Origin of the sequence: Sphingopyxis sp. LK2115, from assembly GCF_014595975.1 — a bacterium.
Lineage (GTDB): Bacteria > Pseudomonadota > Alphaproteobacteria > Sphingomonadales > Sphingomonadaceae > Sphingopyxis.
Map to the genome: position 1 here is coordinate 1 of NZ_JABWGQ010000012.1, position 18,515 is coordinate 18,515.

Sequence of the window (18,515 nt, forward strand, 5' to 3'; positions counted from 1 at the left end):
GGGCCGCGTTTCCATTTCGGAAACGCGGCCCTTTTGTCATGGCGCGCGGCGCTTCATGCGCTCGCGGCTGCCACCTCGGCAAACAGCCATGCGCGAAAGCGAAGCATCGCCTCGCTCTCGGCGCGCGACTTCAGGCGCGTCAGCCAGTAACGCCCCGTATCGACTGTGAGCGAAAAGGGTTGGACGAGCAGCTCGGCAGCAAGTTCGCGCGTGAACATCGACGGCGGCGCGAGCGCCACCCCCTGCCCCGCCGCCGCAGCCGCCGCCATCAGCGCCGAGCTGTCGAAGACCGGACCGCACAGGAAGGGGACGGGCACGGCCGCGGCGCCGAACCATAGCGCCCATTCGTCGGCGCGATAGGATCGCAGCAACCGTTCGGAGGCGAGGTCGGCGGGCGTCGCCAGCCGCGCGGCCACGACCGGCGCGCAGATCGGCGCCATTGGCGCGGCAAGCAAGGGTTCGGCGTGGGTGCCGTGCCACGCCCCGTCGCCAAAGCGGATCGCATAATCAAGCCCCTCGCCCGCCAGGTCGACGCGGTTGTTGTTCGTCGCGATGCGCAGGTCGATCGACGGATGCGTGCGGGCAAAATCATCGAGCCGCGGCAGCAGCCAGCCGGTCGCAAAGGTTCCGACCACGCCGACTTTCAACGCCTCGCGAAACCGCCCGTCGGCATATTGGTCAAGCGTCGCCGCCACGCGGTCGAACGCGTCCGACACCACGGGGACCAGCGCATGGCCTTCGTCGGTCAGCGCCAGCCCGCGCGGCAGGCGATGGAACAGCCGCGTGCCGAGGCGCCGTTCGAGTTCGGCGACCTGATGGCTCACCGCGCCCTGGCTGACGCACAGCTCGATCCCCGCGCGCGTGAAATTGAGGTGCCGCGCCGCCGCCTCGAAGGCGCGCAGGGCGTTGAGGGGAAGCTGTGCGCGGTCCATGGGTTATCATCAATTATTCTCATGGCTTTGTCGAGAAATGATGCTTTGCCGCGCCGCGCGCAACGGGCCATTTTCAGCAGCGAAGGGAGATGAAGATGATCGAAGCAATCAGCCTGTTTCTGTGGCTCGCGGGTGCGGGCGGGGCGCCGGTTCCGACCATCGATCCGCTGACGCGGCCGATTGAGACGTCGCGCTCGGCCGAATGGCTGGAGCCTGTGGAACCTGAAAAAATCTTCGGCAACTCCTATCTTGTCGGCTTTGGCGGATTAAGCGTCGCGCTGATCGACACCGGCGACGGGCTGGTGCTGGTTGACGGCGCGCTGCCACAGGCGGCGCCGGCGATCCTCGCCAATGTCCGGCGGCTCGGTTTCGATCCCCAAGACATTAATTATATTCTGAGCACCGAACCCCATTTCGACCATGCGGGCGGCCTTGCGGCGCTGGCGCGCGACACCGGCGCGACGGTGGTGGCGAGCGCGCGCGGCGCCGAGGGGCTGCGCACAGGCAAACTCGCCGACGACGATCCGCAGCTCGGCTATGGCGGAAGCTGGCCCGCGGTAGCAAAGGTCCGCACGATGACGGATGGCGAAATGCTGCGGCTGGGCAACACCGCGATCACCGCCGTCGCGACACCGGGGCACACGATGGGCAGCATGAGCTGGACCTGGCAGGCGTGCGACGGTGGCCGATGCAAGGCGGTCGTCTTTGCATCGAGCCTCAACCCCGTTTCCGCCGACGGCTATCGCTTCACCTCCGACGCGGGCAAACCGTTCGTCGCCGGTTTCGAGGAAAGTTATCGCAAGATGGATGCGATCGCGTGCGACATATTGATCGCGGCACATCCCGACAATGCGGGCGAAGGGCGTTACAGCGAAAGCCCCGGCGCCTGCCGCGCCTACGCCGACCGATCGCGCAGGGCGCTCGCCAAGCGGCTGGAGGCGGAACGGTCGGAAGCGCGATAATGCGCGATCGCTTGATTTTTCAAACTTGTAAGCGGTGCCGGTCCCGCTAGTCTGGCCACCGATCACAAGGGAGATCGGACGATGTTGACCACCGCCTTGCTTCTTGCCTCCATCCCCGCGCCCGTCGTCAACGTCCCGGCCCTGTCGCAACAATTGCTGACGTGGCAACCCGGCGAGATCCGCTGCAACGGACAGGCGGTGGCGGGAGCGGCCATGCGGCGCCCCGACATCGCCCTGGCTACGACCGATCCGCAACGGATGCGAAGCATCGCCTATCGCTTTGCCATCGACGATGCCGGGCGGCCGCACTCGATCATGCGCGAGGGCGACGCCTTTATCCCCTTCGGGCAGGACATCGGCCCGGCGCTCGCGGCCAGCCGCTTTCCCGCGGGCGCCGAACGCGCGGACTGCACGATCCGCTACACGCCGCAGTTCGCCTCGCTGGAACAGGCGCCGATCGCCGACCTTGCGGCCTATTCGATCTTTCCCGCCGGACCGAAACTGCCCAGGACAGGCTGGGATCGGCTGGGCGCGGTCGGCAATTGTGGCGACCGACCGCGTCCCGCAGTGCTGCTGCGCGCCTATCCCGACTTTTCCAAAGTCGCGGCGACGCCGGGCGCGCGCGACTGGTCGCTCGTCATCTTTGACACCGACGCCGACGGGCGCCCCGTCCACGCGCGCGTCGCGCACGGCACGGACAACGCCGACCTCGACGCCGCGGCGGTCGAAGCGGTGCGCGGCTCGCGCTTTACCGGCGGCGCACGCACCGGTTGCCTCTATCCTTATTGGCGCGCGGCTGGCCGCCTGACGGCACCCGACAAACCCTACGAGGGCCAGATGCGCCCCGCCGATGCGCGCTGTCCGGCAAAGATTGACTGGGCAATCCGGCCGAACAGCAGCTATCCGCCCGCCTATCGCCAGCGCGCGATCGAGGGATGGGCGATCCTGTCGTTCGATGCGGCGCCATGGGGCGAGGTCGGCAATGTGAAGCTGCTCGACGCGCAGCCGTCGGCGGATTTCGGGCAGCAGGCCATCCAGATACTGCGCAGCGGGCGCGTCGCGCCGTCAACGCAGGGTGCGACGGGGTGCGTCGAAACGGTGCAATTCAGGATGCCTGACCAAGATGGGCAATCCGCCGACGAAGAGTGACCGGCGCATCGCCGATCCGGCGCCTATTGATCGACCACCAGACAGGCCTGACCGTCCTTGCGCAGCGCCGCGCAGAAGCTTTCGGCTTCCCCCTTTGCTGCAAAACCACCGGCCTGCAGCCGGGTGAGCTTGCCGCTCTTGACCAGATGCTGCTGGCGCCCGGCAAAGGCGGGATTCTTCTTTGCCAATGCTGTCCAGAGGCGGCGGGCATTGGCCTCGACACCGAAGGCGCCGAGTTGCGCGCGCCACGGGCTGGCCGCCGCCTTGTGGACGCGGACCGGTGCGGGATCCGACCTGGCCGGAACCGAGGCGGCCGTGGCAGGCGTCGGCGCCGCGGGCGTCGGCACGCTGCTTTCGGGAGGCGGCGCATAGCTCGTGCCCGGCTGTCCGGTCGCGGCCGCTGCGGCGGCGGTCGCTTCGACCGCGGCGGCCGCTGCGGCACTCGCGACCGGCGAGGACGTCGTGGCGGGCTTGCCGGCCGCCGGTGTGGACGCCGGTTTCGCCGCAGAAATGACCGGCGGCGGCGTATAGCTCGTCCCCGGTGCCGAAGGCGGCAGGGTCGCACTCCTGATCGGCGAAGCCGACGCGGGTTTGGGCGCGGGCGGCGCGGCGGCGCTCACGGCGGCGAGCCGTTCGCGCTGTTCGCTGCGTTCGATTTCGGGGATCATCGCAAGGCCGCGCTGGCGCTGGTCGAGCGGGATCAGATTGTCGAGCTGGGCGAGCCGCGCCGACGCGATCGCAAGCCCGGCATCGCTCGCGCGCTTGGTCAGCGCATAGGCGCGCGGCCAGTCGCGCTCCGCCAGGTCGCCGTTGAAATGCGCGGTGCCGAGGACATATTGCGCGCGCGGTTCGCCACGCGCCGCGGACCTGGCGATAAAGGGCATCGCTTCCTCGCGCCGGTTCGCGGTGAAGAGCACGAGGCCGAGATTGTCTTCCGCCTGCAAATGCCCCTGTTTCGCGGCGCGGCGATACCAGGCCTCCGCCTGTGCCAGATCGGCGGGAACGCCCCGGCCCAGCTTGTAGGCCTGCCCCAGGTTGAACTGGGCATCGGCATCACCCGCGATCGCCAGCGGACGCCATTCGGCAACCGCGGTCTGATAATCGCCCGCCTGCCACGCATCGACCCCGGCCTTGACGTCGGCGCGCGCGGGGACCGAAATCGACGACAGCGCCAGCAGCGGCAGCGTCAGCAGGGCGATGGTGCGGAACGAAGGCATGTTATTCTCCAATGACTTGCGCCGCAACGGGGCGGCCGCAGTCCCCGGCAATCGTCATAGCGCCAAATGGCTAACACGGTGTTAGCGGCAAATAGGGGCGAGCCGAATCCGACCCATATCGGGACAGGTTCGGCTTAAGCGACTGTTTACCACGGTCGCGAACCATTCGTTTACCCTGATTTTATCATCGTTAACCCAATTTTAGCGCCCTGCATGGCATTCCTTCGCCGATTTGATGGCTTTCCGAGGGGGTAACGCAGTGCGCGTACTGGCATTGGCTTCACAGAAAGGCGGGTCGGGCAAGACGACGCTGTCGGGGCACCTCGCGGTGCAGGCACAGCTTGCCGGGGCCGGTCCCGTGGTCCTGATCGACATCGATCCGCAGGGATCGCTCGCCGACTGGTGGAACGAGCGCGAAACCGACCTTCCCGCCTTTGCGCAGACCACCGTTGCACGCCTTGCCTCCGATCTTGAGATTCTGCGCCAGCAGGGCTTCAAGCTCGCCGTCATCGACACCCCGCCCGCGATCACCATGGCGATCCAGAGCGTGATTTCGGTTGCCGAACTGATCGTCGTGCCGACGCGTCCCAGCCCGCACGACCTGCGCGCCGTCGGCGCCACCGTCGACCTGTGCGAACGCGCTGGCAAGCCGCTGGTGTTCGTCGTCAACGCTGCCACCCCGAAAGCCAAGATCACCAGCGAAGCCGCCGTTGCCCTGTCGCAGCACGGCACCGTCGCCCCCGTCACGCTGCACCACCGCACGGACTATGCCGCGTCGATGATCGACGGCCGCACGGTTATGGAAGTTGACCCCAATGGCCGCTCGGCCGACGAGATACGTCAGCTGTGGACCTATATGAACGACCGGCTTGAAAAGAATTTCCGCCGCACCGTTTTCGCCGCGCCGGTGCCTCAACAGGGCAATTACGGGGCGGTTCGCCCGATGGGCGGTGGTTTCGGCCGCCGCATTGCCGGTCAGTGACGGGAGGAACGGGAATCATGGGCGAACCAAAACCCCTCGCATCGTTGAGCGCCGGACTTTTGGCCCGCAAGGGGGGCGCACGGCCAGCCATGCGCCGCCAGCCGCTCGGCAGCGGTCCCGCGCCGATCGGCAGCATGGGCTATGACGACCTCGGCTGGAACGACATGGGTTATGATGTCGATCCCGACCAGTCGAGCGAACCCGCGCGGATGGTCGATCTGAAGCCGCTGCTGACCGGATCGGTGCTGGCGCATAATGTCGAGGCCGAACATGCCGTCGACGAAAGCGAAGGCCATGAACTTGTCGCCGGGCGGTTCGACGTCGATCCGGGCGCCGAGGACGTCATGGCCGAAGCATCCGACGTGCCCGAAGTGGTGCGCCAGCAGGAATCGCTGATCGAGCGCGTCGCCGCCGTCGCGCGCAAGGTCGAGGCCCGCCCCGAGCCGGCGCCGAAGAAGGACAAGGCCCCGCGCGCGGTGCGCGCGCGAGAGAAAGCGGCGTTCACGCTCCGCCTCGATGCGGAGCGTCATCTGCGCCTGCGTCTTGCCAGCGCGATCACGAACCGGTCGTCGCAGCTCATCCTTACCGACCTGCTTGACGATTATCTGGCGTCGTTGCCCGAAATCGAGGCGATGGCAAGCCGCCTGCCCGCGGCGCGCCCGGCACGCGGGCAGCGCTGAACGACATACAGGGGGACCCGACATGAACCGCAAGATGCTGATGAACCTCGCCGTTTCGGGCTTCGTCCTCGGTGTGGCGACGGGGTGCAGCGGCGTGGGCAAGATCGCCGACGCGCCGTCGCGCGCCGCCGGAACGCCGGCGATCGCCGCCAAATCGGCCGACAAGGCGCGCGAAGCCCTGGAAGCCGGCAAGCCGAGCAAAGCCGTCGCACTGGCCGAAGCCGCGGTCGCGGCAAGTCCGCGCGACGCGGGGTATCGCGCGCTGCTGGGCCAGGCCTATCTTGACGATGGCCGCTTCGCATCGGCATCGACGGCGCTTGCCGAGGCGATGGAACTTGGCGCCGGTGACAGCAACACGATCCTCGCGCGTGCGCTCGCCGAAATCGCGCAGGGCCGCAACGGCGAAGCCGTCACACTGCTCACGCGCCACCGCGATGCCGTGCCCGCCTCGGATCTTGGTCTCGCGCTTGCGCTCGCGGGGGACAGCGAAGGTTCGCTCTACGTGCTGGGGCAGGCCGCACGGGCCGAAGGCGCCGACGCGCGGACGCGGCAGAATCTTGCGCTGGCGCTCGCGCTGTCGGGCCGCTGGGCGCAGGCGCGGATTGTCGCGTCGCAGGATCTGTCGCTCGCCAAGCTCGAAGGGCGGATGGCCGAATGGTCGAAGCTCGCCGAGCAGCCCAACGCACAGGTGCGCGTCGCCAGCCTGATCGGCACCAGCGCGCAGCCCGACGCCGGGATGCCCGTGCGCCTCGCGCTCAGCAACTTCGCCGATATCCGGATGGCCGCCGCCGAACCGGCCAGCGATGCGCCCGGCCGGCTGGCGAGCGCCGACCCCGCGCCGGTCGCCGACTATGCGCCGCCGCCGCCCGCACTCGCCCCCGTGCCAGCCCCTGTGCTGGCCGATGCCGGCGGCAGCATTCGCAGCGTCGAACTGCCAATGCCTGAACGCACCGCCGACGGCGTCGTGCCGGTCACCGAATTGCCGCAACCGGCGCCCGCCGCCGAGGTCATCCTTGCCGACGCCGCCCCCTATCGCCGCGCGCCGCGCGTCGTGGGCGAAGGCCATATCCGTCCGGCGCAGAAACAGGCGCTCGAACTCGCAACCGTCATGGTGCCCAAGGCGCTGGGTTTCGACGCCCGAAAGCCCGACGGTTGGGCGGTGCAGGTCGGTGCCTATGACAGCCTGGCGATCGCCAGGGAAAAATGGGGCATGCTCAAAAAGCGCAATGGCGTGCTCGGCAGCTTCCCTGCCTCCAGCCATGCCGCGACGGTCAAGGGACGCACCTTCTATCGCCTGACGGTCAACGGCCTCGCCTCGCGCGCCGACGCCGCCAACCTGTGCAACCAGCTCAAGGCGCAGGGCCAGCCTTGCTTCGTCCGCGCGATGGGCGGCAGCGAAAACATCCAGTGGGCCGCAAAGGCCAGCCCGATGCGGCTCGCCTCGCGCTGAACAGCCTGCTTTGCCGGCAAATATGGGGGAGGGGCGCGGCCGCAAGGCCGCGCCTCTCTGTTATCGGCTGATGCGGCTTTCGCCTGACCTGGCGAGCGGCCCCGTTACACCGACGTCAAGGCTGGCCAACCGACACGCGCTTTCCTATGGCTGGCACGGATGGCCGCCTTCTCGCTCCCCGACCGTTTCGCCGCCGATGCAGGTCTGCTTGCGCACATGGCCGACCTTGCCAATGACCGCATCCTCGTCGCGCAGCTCGGCGAAGGCGATTATCGCAGCGCCAGCTTTCTCGACCAGCGCCTGCTGACCGACCGGATCGGGCGCGAATGGGTGCCGTGGACAGTGCTGCCGGACCCTGGCGCCGCTGCGCCGCATCCGCATTTCATCTTCCACATCGGCCATGTCGGTTCCACGCTCGTTTCGCGCCTGATTGCCGAACTCGCCGACGTGCTGCCGCTGCGCGAACCGATGCTGCTGCGCACTCTGGCGCAAGTCGCCGAACGCATCGATCGCCCCGAATCCTTGTGGTCGCCGGCACTTTATCGCGAGCGGCTGGGCCAGGTTTGCGGCTGGCTGGGCCGCGGCTTCCGCCCCGGTCAGCAAGCAATCGTCAAGGCGTCGAGCGTCATCACCGCGATCGCCGACGATCTGATGGCCGATGGCGGACGCGCGCTGTTCCTGTACGTCCCCCTGACCCGTTATCTTGAAACGATCCTGGCGGGCGAGGCCTCGACGGCGGAAACGCTGGCACAGGCCCCCGCGCGCATGGCGCGGCTCGCCGGGCAGCTCCCCGACTTTCCCTTTGCGCTATGGCAGCTCGCACCGGTCACGCGAATCGCGATGAGCTGGCTTTGCGAGATGGCGAGCGCGCAGCGCACGCTGCCACCATCCGACCCGCGCCATCAATGGATGGATTTCGAAGCTTTCCTGGGCGATCCCGCTGCCGCACTCGCGCTTCAGGCGGCACATTTCGGCCTGTCGGTCGATGCCGGACCGATCGATGCTGCGCTTGCCGGTCCGATCATGCGTCAATATTCGAAAGCTCCCGAACACGGTTACAGCCCCGACCTGCGACGCCAGCTTCAGTCGCAAGCCGCCGCCCGCCACGCCGCCGCGATCACCGAAGCGATTGCCTGGGTTGAAGCGATGGCCGCACGCTATAACAGCCTTGCCGAGTTGCCGATCCACGGCCGATAGGAAGACGAAAAATGTTCAAGCTAGTCCAGCTGCTCGACGACAATGCGGTGCGCACACTGCGCGACATCGCCGCAAGCGGCACCTTTGTCGACGGCAAGATCAGCAACCCGCATTCCAGGGTAAAGAACAACCTGCAACTGCACGATGCCGCCGCCTACGAACGCTCGTCGAAAATCCTGCTCGACGCGATGGTCAGAAATGCCGACTTCATGGAGTTTTCCTTTCCCGCGCGCATCGCGCCCCCGCTGCTGACGCGCTATACCCCCGGCATGCATTACGGGCTGCACCCCGATGCCGCCTATATTCCGCTGCCCGATGGCCAGCTTCGCACCGACGTCAGTTGCACGGTGTTCCTGAACGACCCCGCCGATTATGACGGCGGCGCGCTCCATGTTCAGCTTGGCAATGCCGATCTGCGTTTCAAGGAGGCGCCTGGCGTCGCAATCGTCTACCCCTCGCACACGCTGCACGAGGTCGAGCCGGTAACGCGCGGCGAGCGACTGGTCGCCATCACCTTCATCCAGAGCCTGATCCCCGACGTCCAGCAACGGAACCTGATGTACGAGCTCAACGAGATAGCGGCGCTGGAAGGTGGCAAGATGGAACCCGCAAATTTCACGCGGCTTCAGGCTGTGCAGTATCAGCTGCTCCGAATGTGGCGGCGCTGAACCCGTCCGCCCGTCAATAGCCCATCAGGCCCAGCACTTCCTTGCGGCTTCGCTGGTCGTCGAGGAAACAGCCGAGCAGGCGGCTGGTCACCATGCCGACGCCGGGTGTGCGCACGCCGCGTCCGGTCATGCAGCCATGCTGGGCGTCGATCACCACCGCGACCCCATGCGGTTGCAGATTGTCCCAGATGCACTGGGCAACTTCGGCGGTCAGCCGTTCCTGCACCTGGAGCCGCCGCGCATAGCCGTTGAGCACGCGCGCGAGCTTGGAGATGCCGACGACGCGATCCTTGGGCAGATAGGCGATCGACGCCTTGCCGGTGATCGGCGCCATATGATGTTCGCAATGCGACTGAAAGGGAATGTCACGCAGCAGCACGACCTCGTCATAGCCGCCGACCTCTTCAAAGGTGCGCGACAAATGGATCGAGGGGTCTTCGCCATAGCCCGCACAATATTCCTTCCACGCGCGCGCGACGCGGCGCGGCGTGTCGCGCAGTCCTTCGCGCGCGGGATCGTCGCCCGCCCATTCGATGAGCGTGCGCACCGCGTCCGCGACATGATCCGGCACGATCACCTTGCCGTCCGGTCCCAACTCCCGCCCCAAATCGCTCATCGCCCCACTTTCACTGTTGCTATCATGTCGCACATTTCGGCGCGCCGCGGCCGATGCGCAAGGCCTGTGCACAAAGAAATTGTCGGCGGCGATCGAGTTGACGTTGCGGAATCTTGGCTTTTTTCGCGTCCCGACAGGCGCGGTTTCGCGTCCTTTTCCGGGTCGAACAAGCCACTTGACGCTTTCGTCAACTCGGCGCACCCTTAAGCGATACAGAACCCGCTTCAGCGGGTCGTATTCCGGAGAGGCCGCGCGTTTTCCCCGACGCCGGTGGGAGAGGATGATGACCAGCACAGCTGGCAGGTGGGAATCACCCGGGCACAGGGCCGCGATTGTCGGCCGCCCGTTGCCGCGTCTTGTCGTTTCCCCTCCCCTTACCACAATCTGAAGTTGGGCGGTCCCGCGTCTTGCGGGGACGAAAAAGGGAGGTTGTAGATGAAGTTCAAGGCACTGATCGGAACGTCGATCCTTGCGATGACGGTGGCGACACCGGCCTTTGCGCAGGACGCGGAAGAAGAAGTGGCGCGTGATGCGTTCGGCGGCGAAATCGTCGTTACCGCCCAGCGCCAGTCGGAACGCCTGCAGGACGTGCCGATCGCGGTCAGCGCCTTTTCGGCCGAATCGCTGGAAGCGCAGCAGATCGAAAATCCGTCCGACCTGCAACTGACGCTCCCGAACGTCACTTTCACCAAGACAAACTTCACCTCGTCGAGCTTTACCATCCGCGGCATCGGCGACCTTTGCGTCGGCGTCAGCTGCGACAGCGCGACCGCGATTCACCAGAATGAATCCCCGCTGATCGGCACGCGCCTCTTTGAAACCGAATTTTTCGACCTTGAACGTATCGAGGTGCTGCGCGGCCCGCAGGGGACGCTGTTCGGCCGCAACGCCACCTCGGGCGTGGTCAACGTCGTCACCGCCAAGCCCGATCTCGGCGCCTTTGGCGCGTCGGGCGAGTTCGAATATGGCAATTATGACAGCATCAAGGCCAAGGGCATGGTCAATGTGCCGCTTGGCGAGACGCTCGGCGTGCGCATTGCGGGCTTCTATCTCAACCGCGACGGCTTCACCAAAAACCTGTTCGACGACAGCCGCATCGACGACCGCGACATGTATGCCGTCCGCGGGTCGATCCGCTGGCAACCGACCCCCGACACGACGCTCGACCTGATGGGTTATTATTTCCGCGAGGATGACAATCGCCTGCGTATCCAGAAGCAATATTGCCAGCGCGACCCGACCGGCGTGCTGGGCTGTCTGAACAACCGCCGCGACCCGGGCGTGACAAATGCCAATTCGACCTTCGTGGGCGTGCTGACCAGCCGCGAGTTCCTTGCCATCCGGGGCATTCCGACGGCGTTCGCGCTGGGCAGCCTTTATGGTCCCGACGCGCTGTCGACCTTCCAGCCCATCGCCGATCCGCGCGTCGTCAACACCGACTATACGCCGACCTATTTTTCCGACGAACTGCAATTGCAGGGACGGCTCGAACATAGTTTCGGGGCGATCAACGTGTCGCTTGCCGGTGTCTATCAGGAAGCGCGCGTCGACAGCAGCCAGGATTACAACCTGTCGATCCAGGATCGCAGCTTCTTTGCGCCGGCGCTCAACACGCTCGCGGCCGCGGGGGCGGGACTGGTTCCGGGCTTGCCGGCATCCTTCTTTGCCCCGATCGCGCAGGCGTTGATTCCCAACGGACCGAACGGCGTGCTTTGCACGTCGCTTGCCGAGGAATCGGGGCTTGGTTCCTATGGCGGCCGTTCGACCTGCACGATGACGCCGCAGGATTTCGACCGGTCGAACCAGAAGAGCAACGCATGGTCGGGCGAAATGATTATCAGTTCCGACTTTGACGGCCCGTTCAACTTCCTGCTCGGCGGGATCTACGGCGAATCGCATCTGACCGAAAACAGCTATTATGTGAACTCGTTCGGCATCGACTATCTGACGGGCATTCTCGGCACCTTCACGGCGTTGGGATCGGGGGGCACGATTCCTCCGTCCTTCCTTGCGACGCCCTTTTTCCGCAACAATACGGACGATCTGAAGGTCAAATCCTATGGCTTCTTCGGCGAGGCCTATTATGAGTTCAACGACGCGATCAAGCTGACCGTCGGGCTGCGCTACAATAATGACAAGAAACGGGTGCAGGCGCGTTCGACGCTCGCCAGCTTCCTCGTTCCCTTCGGCCAGACCGGCAATGCCTTCAATTCGCCGTTCGTCGGCTCGTTCGACGCCGATCCGGGGCTTGCGGGCAACCAGCTTTTCCAGATCCGCAAGGTCGGTTTTGACGAGATCACCGGACGGGCGGTGCTCGACTGGAAGATCACCCCCGACAATCTCGTCTATGCCAGCTATTCGCGCGGCTATAAATCGGGCGGCATCAACCCGCCGCTCCAGCCGGTGTTCGCCGTCGATGAAGCTTTTTCGCCCGAAATCGTCAATGCGTTCGAAATCGGGTCGAAGAACCGCTTTGGCGCATTGCAGCTCAACGTCACGGGCTTCTATTATCAGTATAAGGATCTGCAACTCAGCCGCATCGTCGCGCGCACCTCGGTCAACGACAATGTCGATGCGAATATCTGGGGTCTCGAAGCCGAAGCGGTGATCACGCCGACCCCCGACTTTGTCGTCAACATCGGCGCGAGCTACCTCAACACCGAAGTGTCGAGCGACAAGTTCCTCGGCAATCCGCGCGATCCGTCGGGCGGCCGGTCGGATGCGGTCATCATCAAGGACATCACCAATGGGTCGAACTGCGCGGTCGTTCCGACGACGGCAGGCAATGCGGCGGGCACGGCCGGTTATGTCAGCGCGATCAACGCCAGCCTTGGCCTTCGTGGCCCGGCGGGCTTCGGCGCGGACAGCGGCATCAATTCGCCCGGCGCCTTTGGTATCTGTTCGGTGCTTCAGGCCAATGCCGCAACGGTCGGCGCCCTGTTCGGCGGCATCGCAATCGAAAATGCCGGCGTGCCGGTCAACATCCGCGGCAACAAGCTGCCGCAGGCGCCGAATGTGAAGTTCAGCGCGGGCGTGCAATATACGCACAATTTCGCCAACGACATGTCGCTGACGCCGCGCCTCGACGTCACCTATACCGGTGACAGCTATGGCAATATCTTCAACGGCCGCGTCAACGAGATCAACGGCTATGCCCAGGTCAACGCGCAGATCCAGCTGAACGGACCCGACAAGAAATGGTTTGTCAAAGCGTTCGTGTCGAACATCTTTGACAGCCAGCCGGTCACCGGCCTGTATGTCACCGACCAGTCGTCGGGCCTGTTCACCAACGTGTTCACGCTTGACCCGCGCCGCTATGGCATTGCTGCCGGGTTCAAATTCTGATCCGGCGCGAAGCGTAAAAAGGCCCGGCCTCCCGTGGGAGAGGCCGGGCTTCTTTTTTGCTCCTGACATCAAGAAAGGGCCGGGCCATCACATGATGGCCCGGCCCCTTCGTTGACCCTTGGGATCAGCGCATCAATCAGAACTTGGCGCGCAGCTTCACCCCATAGAGGCGCGGCGGCGCCGGATAGACGGCGAAGCTCGCGCTTTGTTCGGGGATCGGGAAGGCCGTGATATTGTAATATTTATTGAACAGATTCTCGACATAGAACTCGACCGCATAATTCTGGTCGGGTCCAAAGTTCAGCCCCGCCCGCGCATTGACGATCGTGTAGCCGTCGTTGGTCGTGAACGGCACCGCGACCGGATCGTTGATCGTGTTCGCGTCGCTGTTCATGCGCCAGTCGACATGAACGAGGCCGCCGACATTGCTGCTGATCTGCGGGGTCCAGGTGACCGCGCCCGTGACGACATGCTTCGGCGAATTGGTGAGCGGCAGGCCATTGTCGGGCCCGGCGACCGGATCCTTCACCTCGGTATCGACATAGGAATAGCCGAGCACGATGTTGAGGTTCGATGCCGGACGGATCACCGATTCGAGCTCGACACCCTTCGCCACCACCTTGTCGAAGTTCTGAACGACGAAGTTGTTCCCCTCGAACGCCAGATTCTGATAGCCTTTGAGTTCGGTGTAAAAGGCGTTGGCGTTGAACTGGAACGCCGTGCTGAAATCGGTCTTCACGCCGAATTCGAACGAATCGACATCCTCATTCCCGAACTCGAGGTCCGACGCCTGCGCACCGTTGCCGCCAAGGAAGCGGGTGTCGAACGACCCGCGGTCGAGGTTGTAGCCGCCCGACTTGTAGCCGCGGTCATAACCGCCATAGATCATCACGCGTTCGTCGAGCTTGACCGACAGCTTCGCGGTGCCCGTCAGCTTGCTTTCGCTGCGCTTGTCGCGATAGACGCCGTTGAACTCCGGGTTGACCACGGGGTTGCAGACGAGGTTGAAGATCGCGTTGCCCAGCCCCGACGGCAGGCCCTGCAGCGCCTGGCGATAGAGGGCGTAGCGCGCGCTCTGCAAGGTCGCGCAGCCGGGCAGGTTCGACTGAAGATCGGCGTCCAGCTTCTTCGATTCATGATTGTAGCGCAGGCCAAGGGTCAGCGAGACATTGTCGTTGAAGTCGATGATATTGTGCGTGAACAGCGCAAAGGCTTCGGTGTCGACCCGATAACGATCGCCGATCTGCCCCTGCCCCGCCTGCGGGCCGGGAAGCGGGGTCAGGAAGGTGTCAAGCACGCCCGCCTGCGCCGCCGCCGCCGCCAGTTGCGGGTTCGACGCCAGCAGCACCTGACCGACGAGCGGCGCGTTGGGGATCGACTGGAAAATCTGAAAGCCCGTCGGTCCGGGCACCGCCGAATCGGTCAGCGCATTGATGAAGGCATCGACATATTGCGCGCCCTGCGTGCCGAAGCGGGTGCGTTCGGTATAATTCAGCTTTTCGTTGAGATAGAAGCCGCCGATCAGCCAGTCGACATGGTCGTCGAACGCTGTGCCCTTCAGACGGATTTCCTGGGTGAAATCGCGCATCCCGATCGGCATGTTCTCGCGATAGGCGCGGTCGATGCCGGAAAAGTCGACATCCATGCCGCGCGTCGCTTTCCAGTCGCGCCACGCGGTGATCGAGGTCAGCTCGACGCCGCCCAGATCCCAGTCGAGCTGGCCCGACACGCCCCATTCGCGCATCTTTTCGGTGAGGTCGCGAGCGGGCGAATAGGCGACTTCGCGATCCTTGGGGTTGAAGGGTGTCACGATGCCCGTCAGGCCGTTGGCCGCGGCGAGACCCTGGATGACCGCGCTCGCGGCAAAGGCCGGCGTCCCCGGCTGCGCAAAGCCCGAATTGGTGTTGAGCGCGCCGCAGCATTGCTCGTCGGTCCGGGCATAGTCGGCGATCAGGCGGAACGAGACATCGTCCTTTTCGAACAAGGCCTGCCCGCGCACCGACCAGCGGTCGAGATCGTTGAAACGGCGGTCGCTGTTGACGTCTTTGATATAGCCGTCGCGCTTGTGATAACCGCCGTCGAGCCGCACCGCGAGCGTTTCGGACACCGGCCCCGTGACGCCGGCCTTCAGCTCGATTTCGTCCAGATTGCCATAGCTCGCCTCGGCATAGCCGCCGAGATCGAAGCTCGGCTTCTGCGTCACGATATTGAGCGCGCCCGCCGAGGTGTTGCGGCCGAACAGCGTTCCCTGCGGACCGCGCAGCACCTCGACGCGGTCGATCGGCGGCAGGTCGGCAAGCGCAAGGCCCGCGCGCGCCCGGAAAACGCCGTCGACGAAGACGCCGACCGACGGTTCGAAACCGGGGTTGTCGCCTGCGGTGCCGATTCCGCGGATACGCAGCACCACGCCGGTGGCCGTCGACTGGCCGGTCGTCGTCTGGAAGCTGGGCGCGATCTGGCGAAGCCCGCGAATATCGGTGATGCCCGCATTTTCAAGCTGCTCGCCGCCGACCACATTGACCGCGATCGGAATATCCTGCGAACGTTGCGCGCGGCCGGTGGCGGTGACGATGATGTCGTTGCCATAATCGCTGTCGTCATATGTCTCCGCGTCGGCGTCGGTTGCGGCGGGCGTCGCCGGGCCGCTATCCTGAGCAAAAGCGAAGGCGGGGGAGGTCGCGGCGCACAGCATTGTGGCGCCCAACAAAATGTTGCGCAAAGTCATGATTTGGGTCTCTCTCTCCAGAACCGCCGCGGCGCAGCCAAAGGCTTGTCGGGAGATGCCCGGCGGTCGACGCCCGGTCTAACGCACCCCGGCTTCGCGTCAACGCGCGCGCGTCCAGCCCCCCGGCTTTTCTTTTAATTAGTGACAGAAAAGCAACAGTTTACGTTACGGATCGCGTCACCGGACGGTCGCCGACGGAACATTGGTCGATACAGGGGGGGGTGGTGCCTGGGGACGGGATCGAACCGCCGACACTGCGATTTTCAGTCGCATGCTCTACCAACTGAGCTACCCAGGCGAAGCGCCGGCGGCCGGTCGGCCGCGCTGGCGAGCGGCGGCTATAGGCAGGGCTTTGCCTCCTGTCCAGCGTCTTTGTTGGCGAATTATCCTTCGTCGAAACGATGGTCATCGGCGTCGTCGGGCGCCTGCGCCGTCGGCACGCGATAATCCTCGCCGAACCAATTGAGCAGGTCGCGGTCGCGGCAACCGCGGCTGCAAAAGGGTTTGAAATCGGGATCGCGCGGTTTGCCGCACAGCGGGCAACGCGGATTCTTACTGGGCATGGCCTGCTCCCTGGGCAGCCGCGTCGGCAACCAGTCGCACCGGGCGCCCGCTGCGCATGTGCAGCATCGCGGTCCAATGCGGGCGCGCGGCGATGTGGTCGATCACTGCCGATCGCGCTGTCAAGATCAACTCGCCCGTCCCGGCCGCGCGTTCGGCCTGCCGCAGCAGCAGCGCGGCGTCGGTCCGCACAGGGTCGAACCGCACCTGTTCGATCAGCGACGGCCGCTTGCGGCGCCGGACGATCTGCATGAAACCGAAACCGTTGACTGCGGTGCGCTCAAAGGGCGGCGGCAGCGCTGCGTCGATCGCCGCGTCGATTGCCTGCCGTCCCGCGCGATCGGGCAACGAAGGAAAGTCGATGCCGATCGACCCGCCAATATCGCAGCAGCGGATGACCGCCGCCGCCGCGACCGCGCCCGCCTTGGCGAGCGCCAACCCGTCGCCTTCGCCATCGACGTCGATCAGCACCATCGCCGGGGTCGCGTCGACCCACAGCGCCCCGCCCGGAAAGCGCCAGTGACCGGTGCGCACATTATCGATCACCTCCCCCCATCCGGCTTCTTCGAGCCGGTCGGCGCCAGCCGGATGCAGCACCGCTACCGGCACGCCGCTCGCAGCAATCCGCGCGGCGAGATCGGGTCCGTCGCCAAGCAGCGTGCCCGGATCGGCCATCCGCGCGCGCGCGGGCTTGTCGCGGCCGCGCTCGCAAAGCGCCATGCGCGTGATTTCGACGACCAGTCGCGCGCCGGTCGAGACGCCGGGCGGCAGGCCGCCGAGCGTCGCCAGCGGCTCGCCGGGCCAATCGAGCATGACCAGCGCGCCCCGTTTGCCGCGTCGCGCCTCGACCAGCTTCGCGGCGACGACCGCACCGACGCGCGGCCCTTCCTCCTCGCGCTCGACGCGTGCCTCGACGATCGCGCCATCGACGACCAGCGCCGCGCGCGCCTCGCCGATCCCTGCCTCGTAAAGCCACTCAGCCAAGCGGGATTCCCGCGCTGGTGAGCAGGCTGCGCGTTTCGAACAGCGGCAGGCCGACGACATTGGAGTGGCTGCCCGACAGGAAACGGACAAAGGCCTCGGCGCGGCCCTGGATCGCATAGCCGCCCGCCTTGCCCATGCCTTCGCCCGATGCGACATAGGCATCGATTTCGGCGGGCGACAGCGGCTTGAAGGCGACGATCGTATCGACCGCGCGCACGCGCGGTCTGCCATCGGCACCGACGACGCACACCCCCGACCAGACGCGATGACGGCGGCCCGACAGCAGGCCGATCATCCGCCGCCAATCGGCCTCGTCGGCCGGTTTTTCCAGGATACGGCGCCCGACCGCAACGGTGGTGTCGCCCGCAAGCACGACCTCATCCGGCGCCCGCTCTACCGCCAACGCCTTGGCGCGCGCCAGCCGGACGACATAAGCCTGCGGCAATTCGCCCTTCAGCGGCGTTTCGTCGATTTCGGGGGCCGCGATACGCGCGGGCACGATGCCGATCCGCGCGAGCAATTCGCGCCGCCGCGGCGAGGTCGATGCAAGCACGAGGGCGGGCATGGTCGCCGCCCCGCTCACTTGAAGCGATAGGTGATCCGACCCTTGGTCAGGTCATAGGGGGTAAGTTCGACGAGCACTTCGTCGCCGACAAGCACGCGGATGCGGTTCTTGCGCATCTTGCCCGCCGTGTGGCCCAGAATCTCGTGGTCATTTTCCAGTTTGACGCGAAACATCGCGTTGGGCAGCAGTTCGACCACCTGGCCGCGCATTTCCAGAAGTTCTTCTTTCGCCATCTATCCTCTATGGGCTCGAAATATCGGGATGCGCGCCCATAACCGCAATTCGGGCCAAATGAAAGCAATCTGTCACAAGCAGTGTTCGGGCGGCATCAGGACCGCGAACGCGACTTTCTTCACGCCGAGACGCGGAGCGATTGCGCCGACCGCGAAGCCGTTCTGCATTTCCACGTTGCGACGGGGCGCAGCGCGGATGGAGAAAGGGACCGGTCGGTCCCGATCAACTGCTCCGCGTCTTCGCGCGAA

Annotated in this window: 16 protein-coding genes and 1 tRNA gene; 8 read left to right on the forward strand and 9 right to left on the reverse strand. The window is 65.5% G+C overall.

Translation table 11 applies throughout. From position 1 onward, the window contains the following. Nucleotides 1-53 precede the first annotated feature (53 nt). Nucleotides 54-932 carry a LysR family transcriptional regulator gene (locus HUW43_RS01590; protein WP_188235779.1) on the reverse strand — a complete coding sequence of 293 codons (879 nt, stop codon included), beginning with the start codon at nt 930-932 and terminating at the stop codon, nt 54-56. A 95-nt stretch (nt 933-1,027) separates the two neighbouring features. Here HUW43_RS01590 and bla point away from each other — a divergent pair, with 95 nt between their 5' ends. Both bla and HUW43_RS01600 read left to right on the forward strand, forming a co-directional pair. Next, nucleotides 1,028-1,894, forward strand: a complete 867-nt coding sequence (gene bla, locus HUW43_RS01595; protein ID WP_188235780.1) for a subclass B3 metallo-beta-lactamase — start codon at nt 1,028-1,030, stop codon at nt 1,892-1,894. An 81-nt stretch (nt 1,895-1,975) separates the two neighbouring features. Continuing rightward, nucleotides 1,976-3,043 (forward strand): TonB family protein, encoded by a 1,068-nt coding sequence (locus HUW43_RS01600; RefSeq protein WP_188235781.1) that lies wholly within the window; start codon nt 1,976-1,978, stop codon nt 3,041-3,043. A gap of 23 nt (nt 3,044-3,066) precedes the next feature. Here the strand turns inward: HUW43_RS01600 and HUW43_RS01605 are convergent, their stop codons facing one another. After that, entirely contained in the window at nt 3,067-4,260 is a 1,194-nt protein-coding gene (locus HUW43_RS01605; RefSeq protein ID WP_188235782.1) for an SPOR domain-containing protein, read from the reverse strand. Between the two features lie 259 nt (nt 4,261-4,519). Between HUW43_RS01605 and HUW43_RS01610 the strand changes: the two genes are divergently transcribed. From HUW43_RS01610 to HUW43_RS01630, 5 genes are all read left to right on the forward strand, one after another. Next, nucleotides 4,520-5,242 carry an AAA family ATPase gene (locus tag HUW43_RS01610; protein ID WP_188235783.1) on the forward strand — a complete coding sequence of 241 codons (723 nt, stop codon included), beginning with the start codon at nt 4,520-4,522 and terminating at the stop codon, nt 5,240-5,242. An 89-nt stretch (nt 5,243-5,331) separates the two neighbouring features. Next, nucleotides 5,332-5,922 (forward strand): hypothetical protein, encoded by a 591-nt coding sequence (locus tag HUW43_RS01615; RefSeq protein ID WP_411157923.1) that lies wholly within the window; start codon nt 5,332-5,334, stop codon nt 5,920-5,922. Nucleotides 5,923-5,944: 22 nt separating this feature from the next. Beyond that, the gene (locus tag HUW43_RS01620; protein WP_188235785.1) at nt 5,945-7,372 is read left to right on the forward strand and encodes an SPOR domain-containing protein; all 1,428 of its coding nucleotides are present in this window, start codon (nt 5,945-5,947) and stop codon (nt 7,370-7,372) included. Nucleotides 7,373-7,531: 159 nt separating this feature from the next. Next, nucleotides 7,532-8,569: a hypothetical protein gene (locus tag HUW43_RS01625; RefSeq protein WP_188235786.1), complete on the forward strand. Its 1,038-nt coding sequence runs from the start codon at nt 7,532-7,534 to the stop codon at nt 8,567-8,569. Nucleotides 8,570-8,580: 11 nt separating this feature from the next. Further along, on the forward strand, nt 8,581-9,237 hold the full coding sequence (locus HUW43_RS01630) for a Fe2+-dependent dioxygenase (protein WP_188235787.1): 657 nt from the start codon (nt 8,581-8,583) through the stop codon (nt 9,235-9,237). Nucleotides 9,238-9,250: 13 nt separating this feature from the next. Here the strand turns inward: HUW43_RS01630 and folE are convergent, their stop codons facing one another. Beyond that, on the reverse strand, nt 9,251-9,853 hold the full coding sequence (gene folE, locus HUW43_RS01635; protein WP_188235788.1) for a GTP cyclohydrolase I FolE: 603 nt from the start codon (nt 9,851-9,853) through the stop codon (nt 9,251-9,253). Nucleotides 9,854-10,288: 435 nt separating this feature from the next. Between folE and HUW43_RS01640 the strand changes: the two genes are divergently transcribed. Further along, nucleotides 10,289-13,198, forward strand: a complete 2,910-nt coding sequence (locus HUW43_RS01640; RefSeq protein WP_188235789.1) for a TonB-dependent receptor — start codon at nt 10,289-10,291, stop codon at nt 13,196-13,198. Between the two features lie 136 nt (nt 13,199-13,334). On the opposite strand, the gene HUW43_RS01645 is transcribed toward HUW43_RS01640, so the two are convergent. From HUW43_RS01645 to infA, 6 genes are all read right to left on the reverse strand, one after another. After that, the gene (locus tag HUW43_RS01645) at nt 13,335-15,923 is read right to left on the reverse strand and encodes a TonB-dependent receptor (protein WP_188235790.1); all 2,589 of its coding nucleotides are present in this window, start codon (nt 15,921-15,923) and stop codon (nt 13,335-13,337) included. 222 nt (nt 15,924-16,145) lie between these two features. After that, a tRNA-Phe gene (locus HUW43_RS01650) sits at nt 16,146-16,221 on the reverse strand. 85 nt (nt 16,222-16,306) lie between these two features. Then, a complete protein-coding gene (locus tag HUW43_RS01655; RefSeq protein WP_188235791.1) occupies nt 16,307-16,486 on the reverse strand; it encodes a DNA gyrase inhibitor YacG in 180 nt (59 codons plus the stop codon). After that, nucleotides 16,476-17,468, reverse strand: coding sequence for a ribonuclease (locus HUW43_RS01660; protein ID WP_188235792.1), 993 nt, complete (start codon nt 17,466-17,468; stop codon nt 16,476-16,478). Before HUW43_RS01660 ends, HUW43_RS01655 begins: the two co-directional genes overlap by 11 nt. After that, on the reverse strand, nt 17,461-18,033 hold the full coding sequence (locus HUW43_RS01665; protein ID WP_188235793.1) for a Maf family protein: 573 nt from the start codon (nt 18,031-18,033) through the stop codon (nt 17,461-17,463). The genes HUW43_RS01660 and HUW43_RS01665 overlap by 8 nt, the downstream gene beginning before the upstream one ends. A gap of 14 nt (nt 18,034-18,047) precedes the next feature. After that, a complete protein-coding gene (gene infA, locus HUW43_RS01670; protein WP_010162480.1) occupies nt 18,048-18,266 on the reverse strand; it encodes a translation initiation factor IF-1 in 219 nt (72 codons plus the stop codon). Nucleotides 18,267-18,515 lie beyond the last annotated feature (249 nt).

Coding starts and splice junctions, on each gene's coding strand:
- HUW43_RS01630 (WP_188235787.1), top strand. CDS start 8,581: ATGTTCAAGCTAGTCCAGCTGCTCGACGACAATGCGGTGCGCACACTG.
- HUW43_RS01600 (WP_188235781.1), top strand. CDS start 1,976: ATGTTGACCACCGCCTTGCTTCTTGCCTCCATCCCCGCGCCCGTCGTC.
- HUW43_RS01605 (WP_188235782.1), bottom strand. CDS start 4,260: ATGCCTTCGTTCCGCACCATCGCCCTGCTGACGCTGCCGCTGCTGGCG.
- bla (WP_188235780.1), top strand. CDS start 1,028: ATGATCGAAGCAATCAGCCTGTTTCTGTGGCTCGCGGGTGCGGGCGGG.
- HUW43_RS01625 (WP_188235786.1), top strand. CDS start 7,532: ATGGCCGCCTTCTCGCTCCCCGACCGTTTCGCCGCCGATGCAGGTCTG.
- HUW43_RS01665 (WP_188235793.1), bottom strand. CDS start 18,033: ATGCCCGCCCTCGTGCTTGCATCGACCTCGCCGCGGCGGCGCGAATTG.
- HUW43_RS01615 (WP_411157923.1), top strand. CDS start 5,332: ATGCGCCGCCAGCCGCTCGGCAGCGGTCCCGCGCCGATCGGCAGCATG.
- folE (WP_188235788.1), bottom strand. CDS start 9,853: ATGAGCGATTTGGGGCGGGAGTTGGGACCGGACGGCAAGGTGATCGTG.
- HUW43_RS01645 (WP_188235790.1), bottom strand. CDS start 15,923: ATGACTTTGCGCAACATTTTGTTGGGCGCCACAATGCTGTGCGCCGCG.
- HUW43_RS01655 (WP_188235791.1), bottom strand. CDS start 16,486: ATGCCCAGTAAGAATCCGCGTTGCCCGCTGTGCGGCAAACCGCGCGAT.
- HUW43_RS01620 (WP_188235785.1), top strand. CDS start 5,945: ATGAACCGCAAGATGCTGATGAACCTCGCCGTTTCGGGCTTCGTCCTC.
- infA (WP_010162480.1), bottom strand. CDS start 18,266: ATGGCGAAAGAAGAACTTCTGGAAATGCGCGGCCAGGTGGTCGAACTG.
- HUW43_RS01590 (WP_188235779.1), bottom strand. CDS start 932: ATGGACCGCGCACAGCTTCCCCTCAACGCCCTGCGCGCCTTCGAGGCG.
- HUW43_RS01640 (WP_188235789.1), top strand. CDS start 10,289: ATGAAGTTCAAGGCACTGATCGGAACGTCGATCCTTGCGATGACGGTG.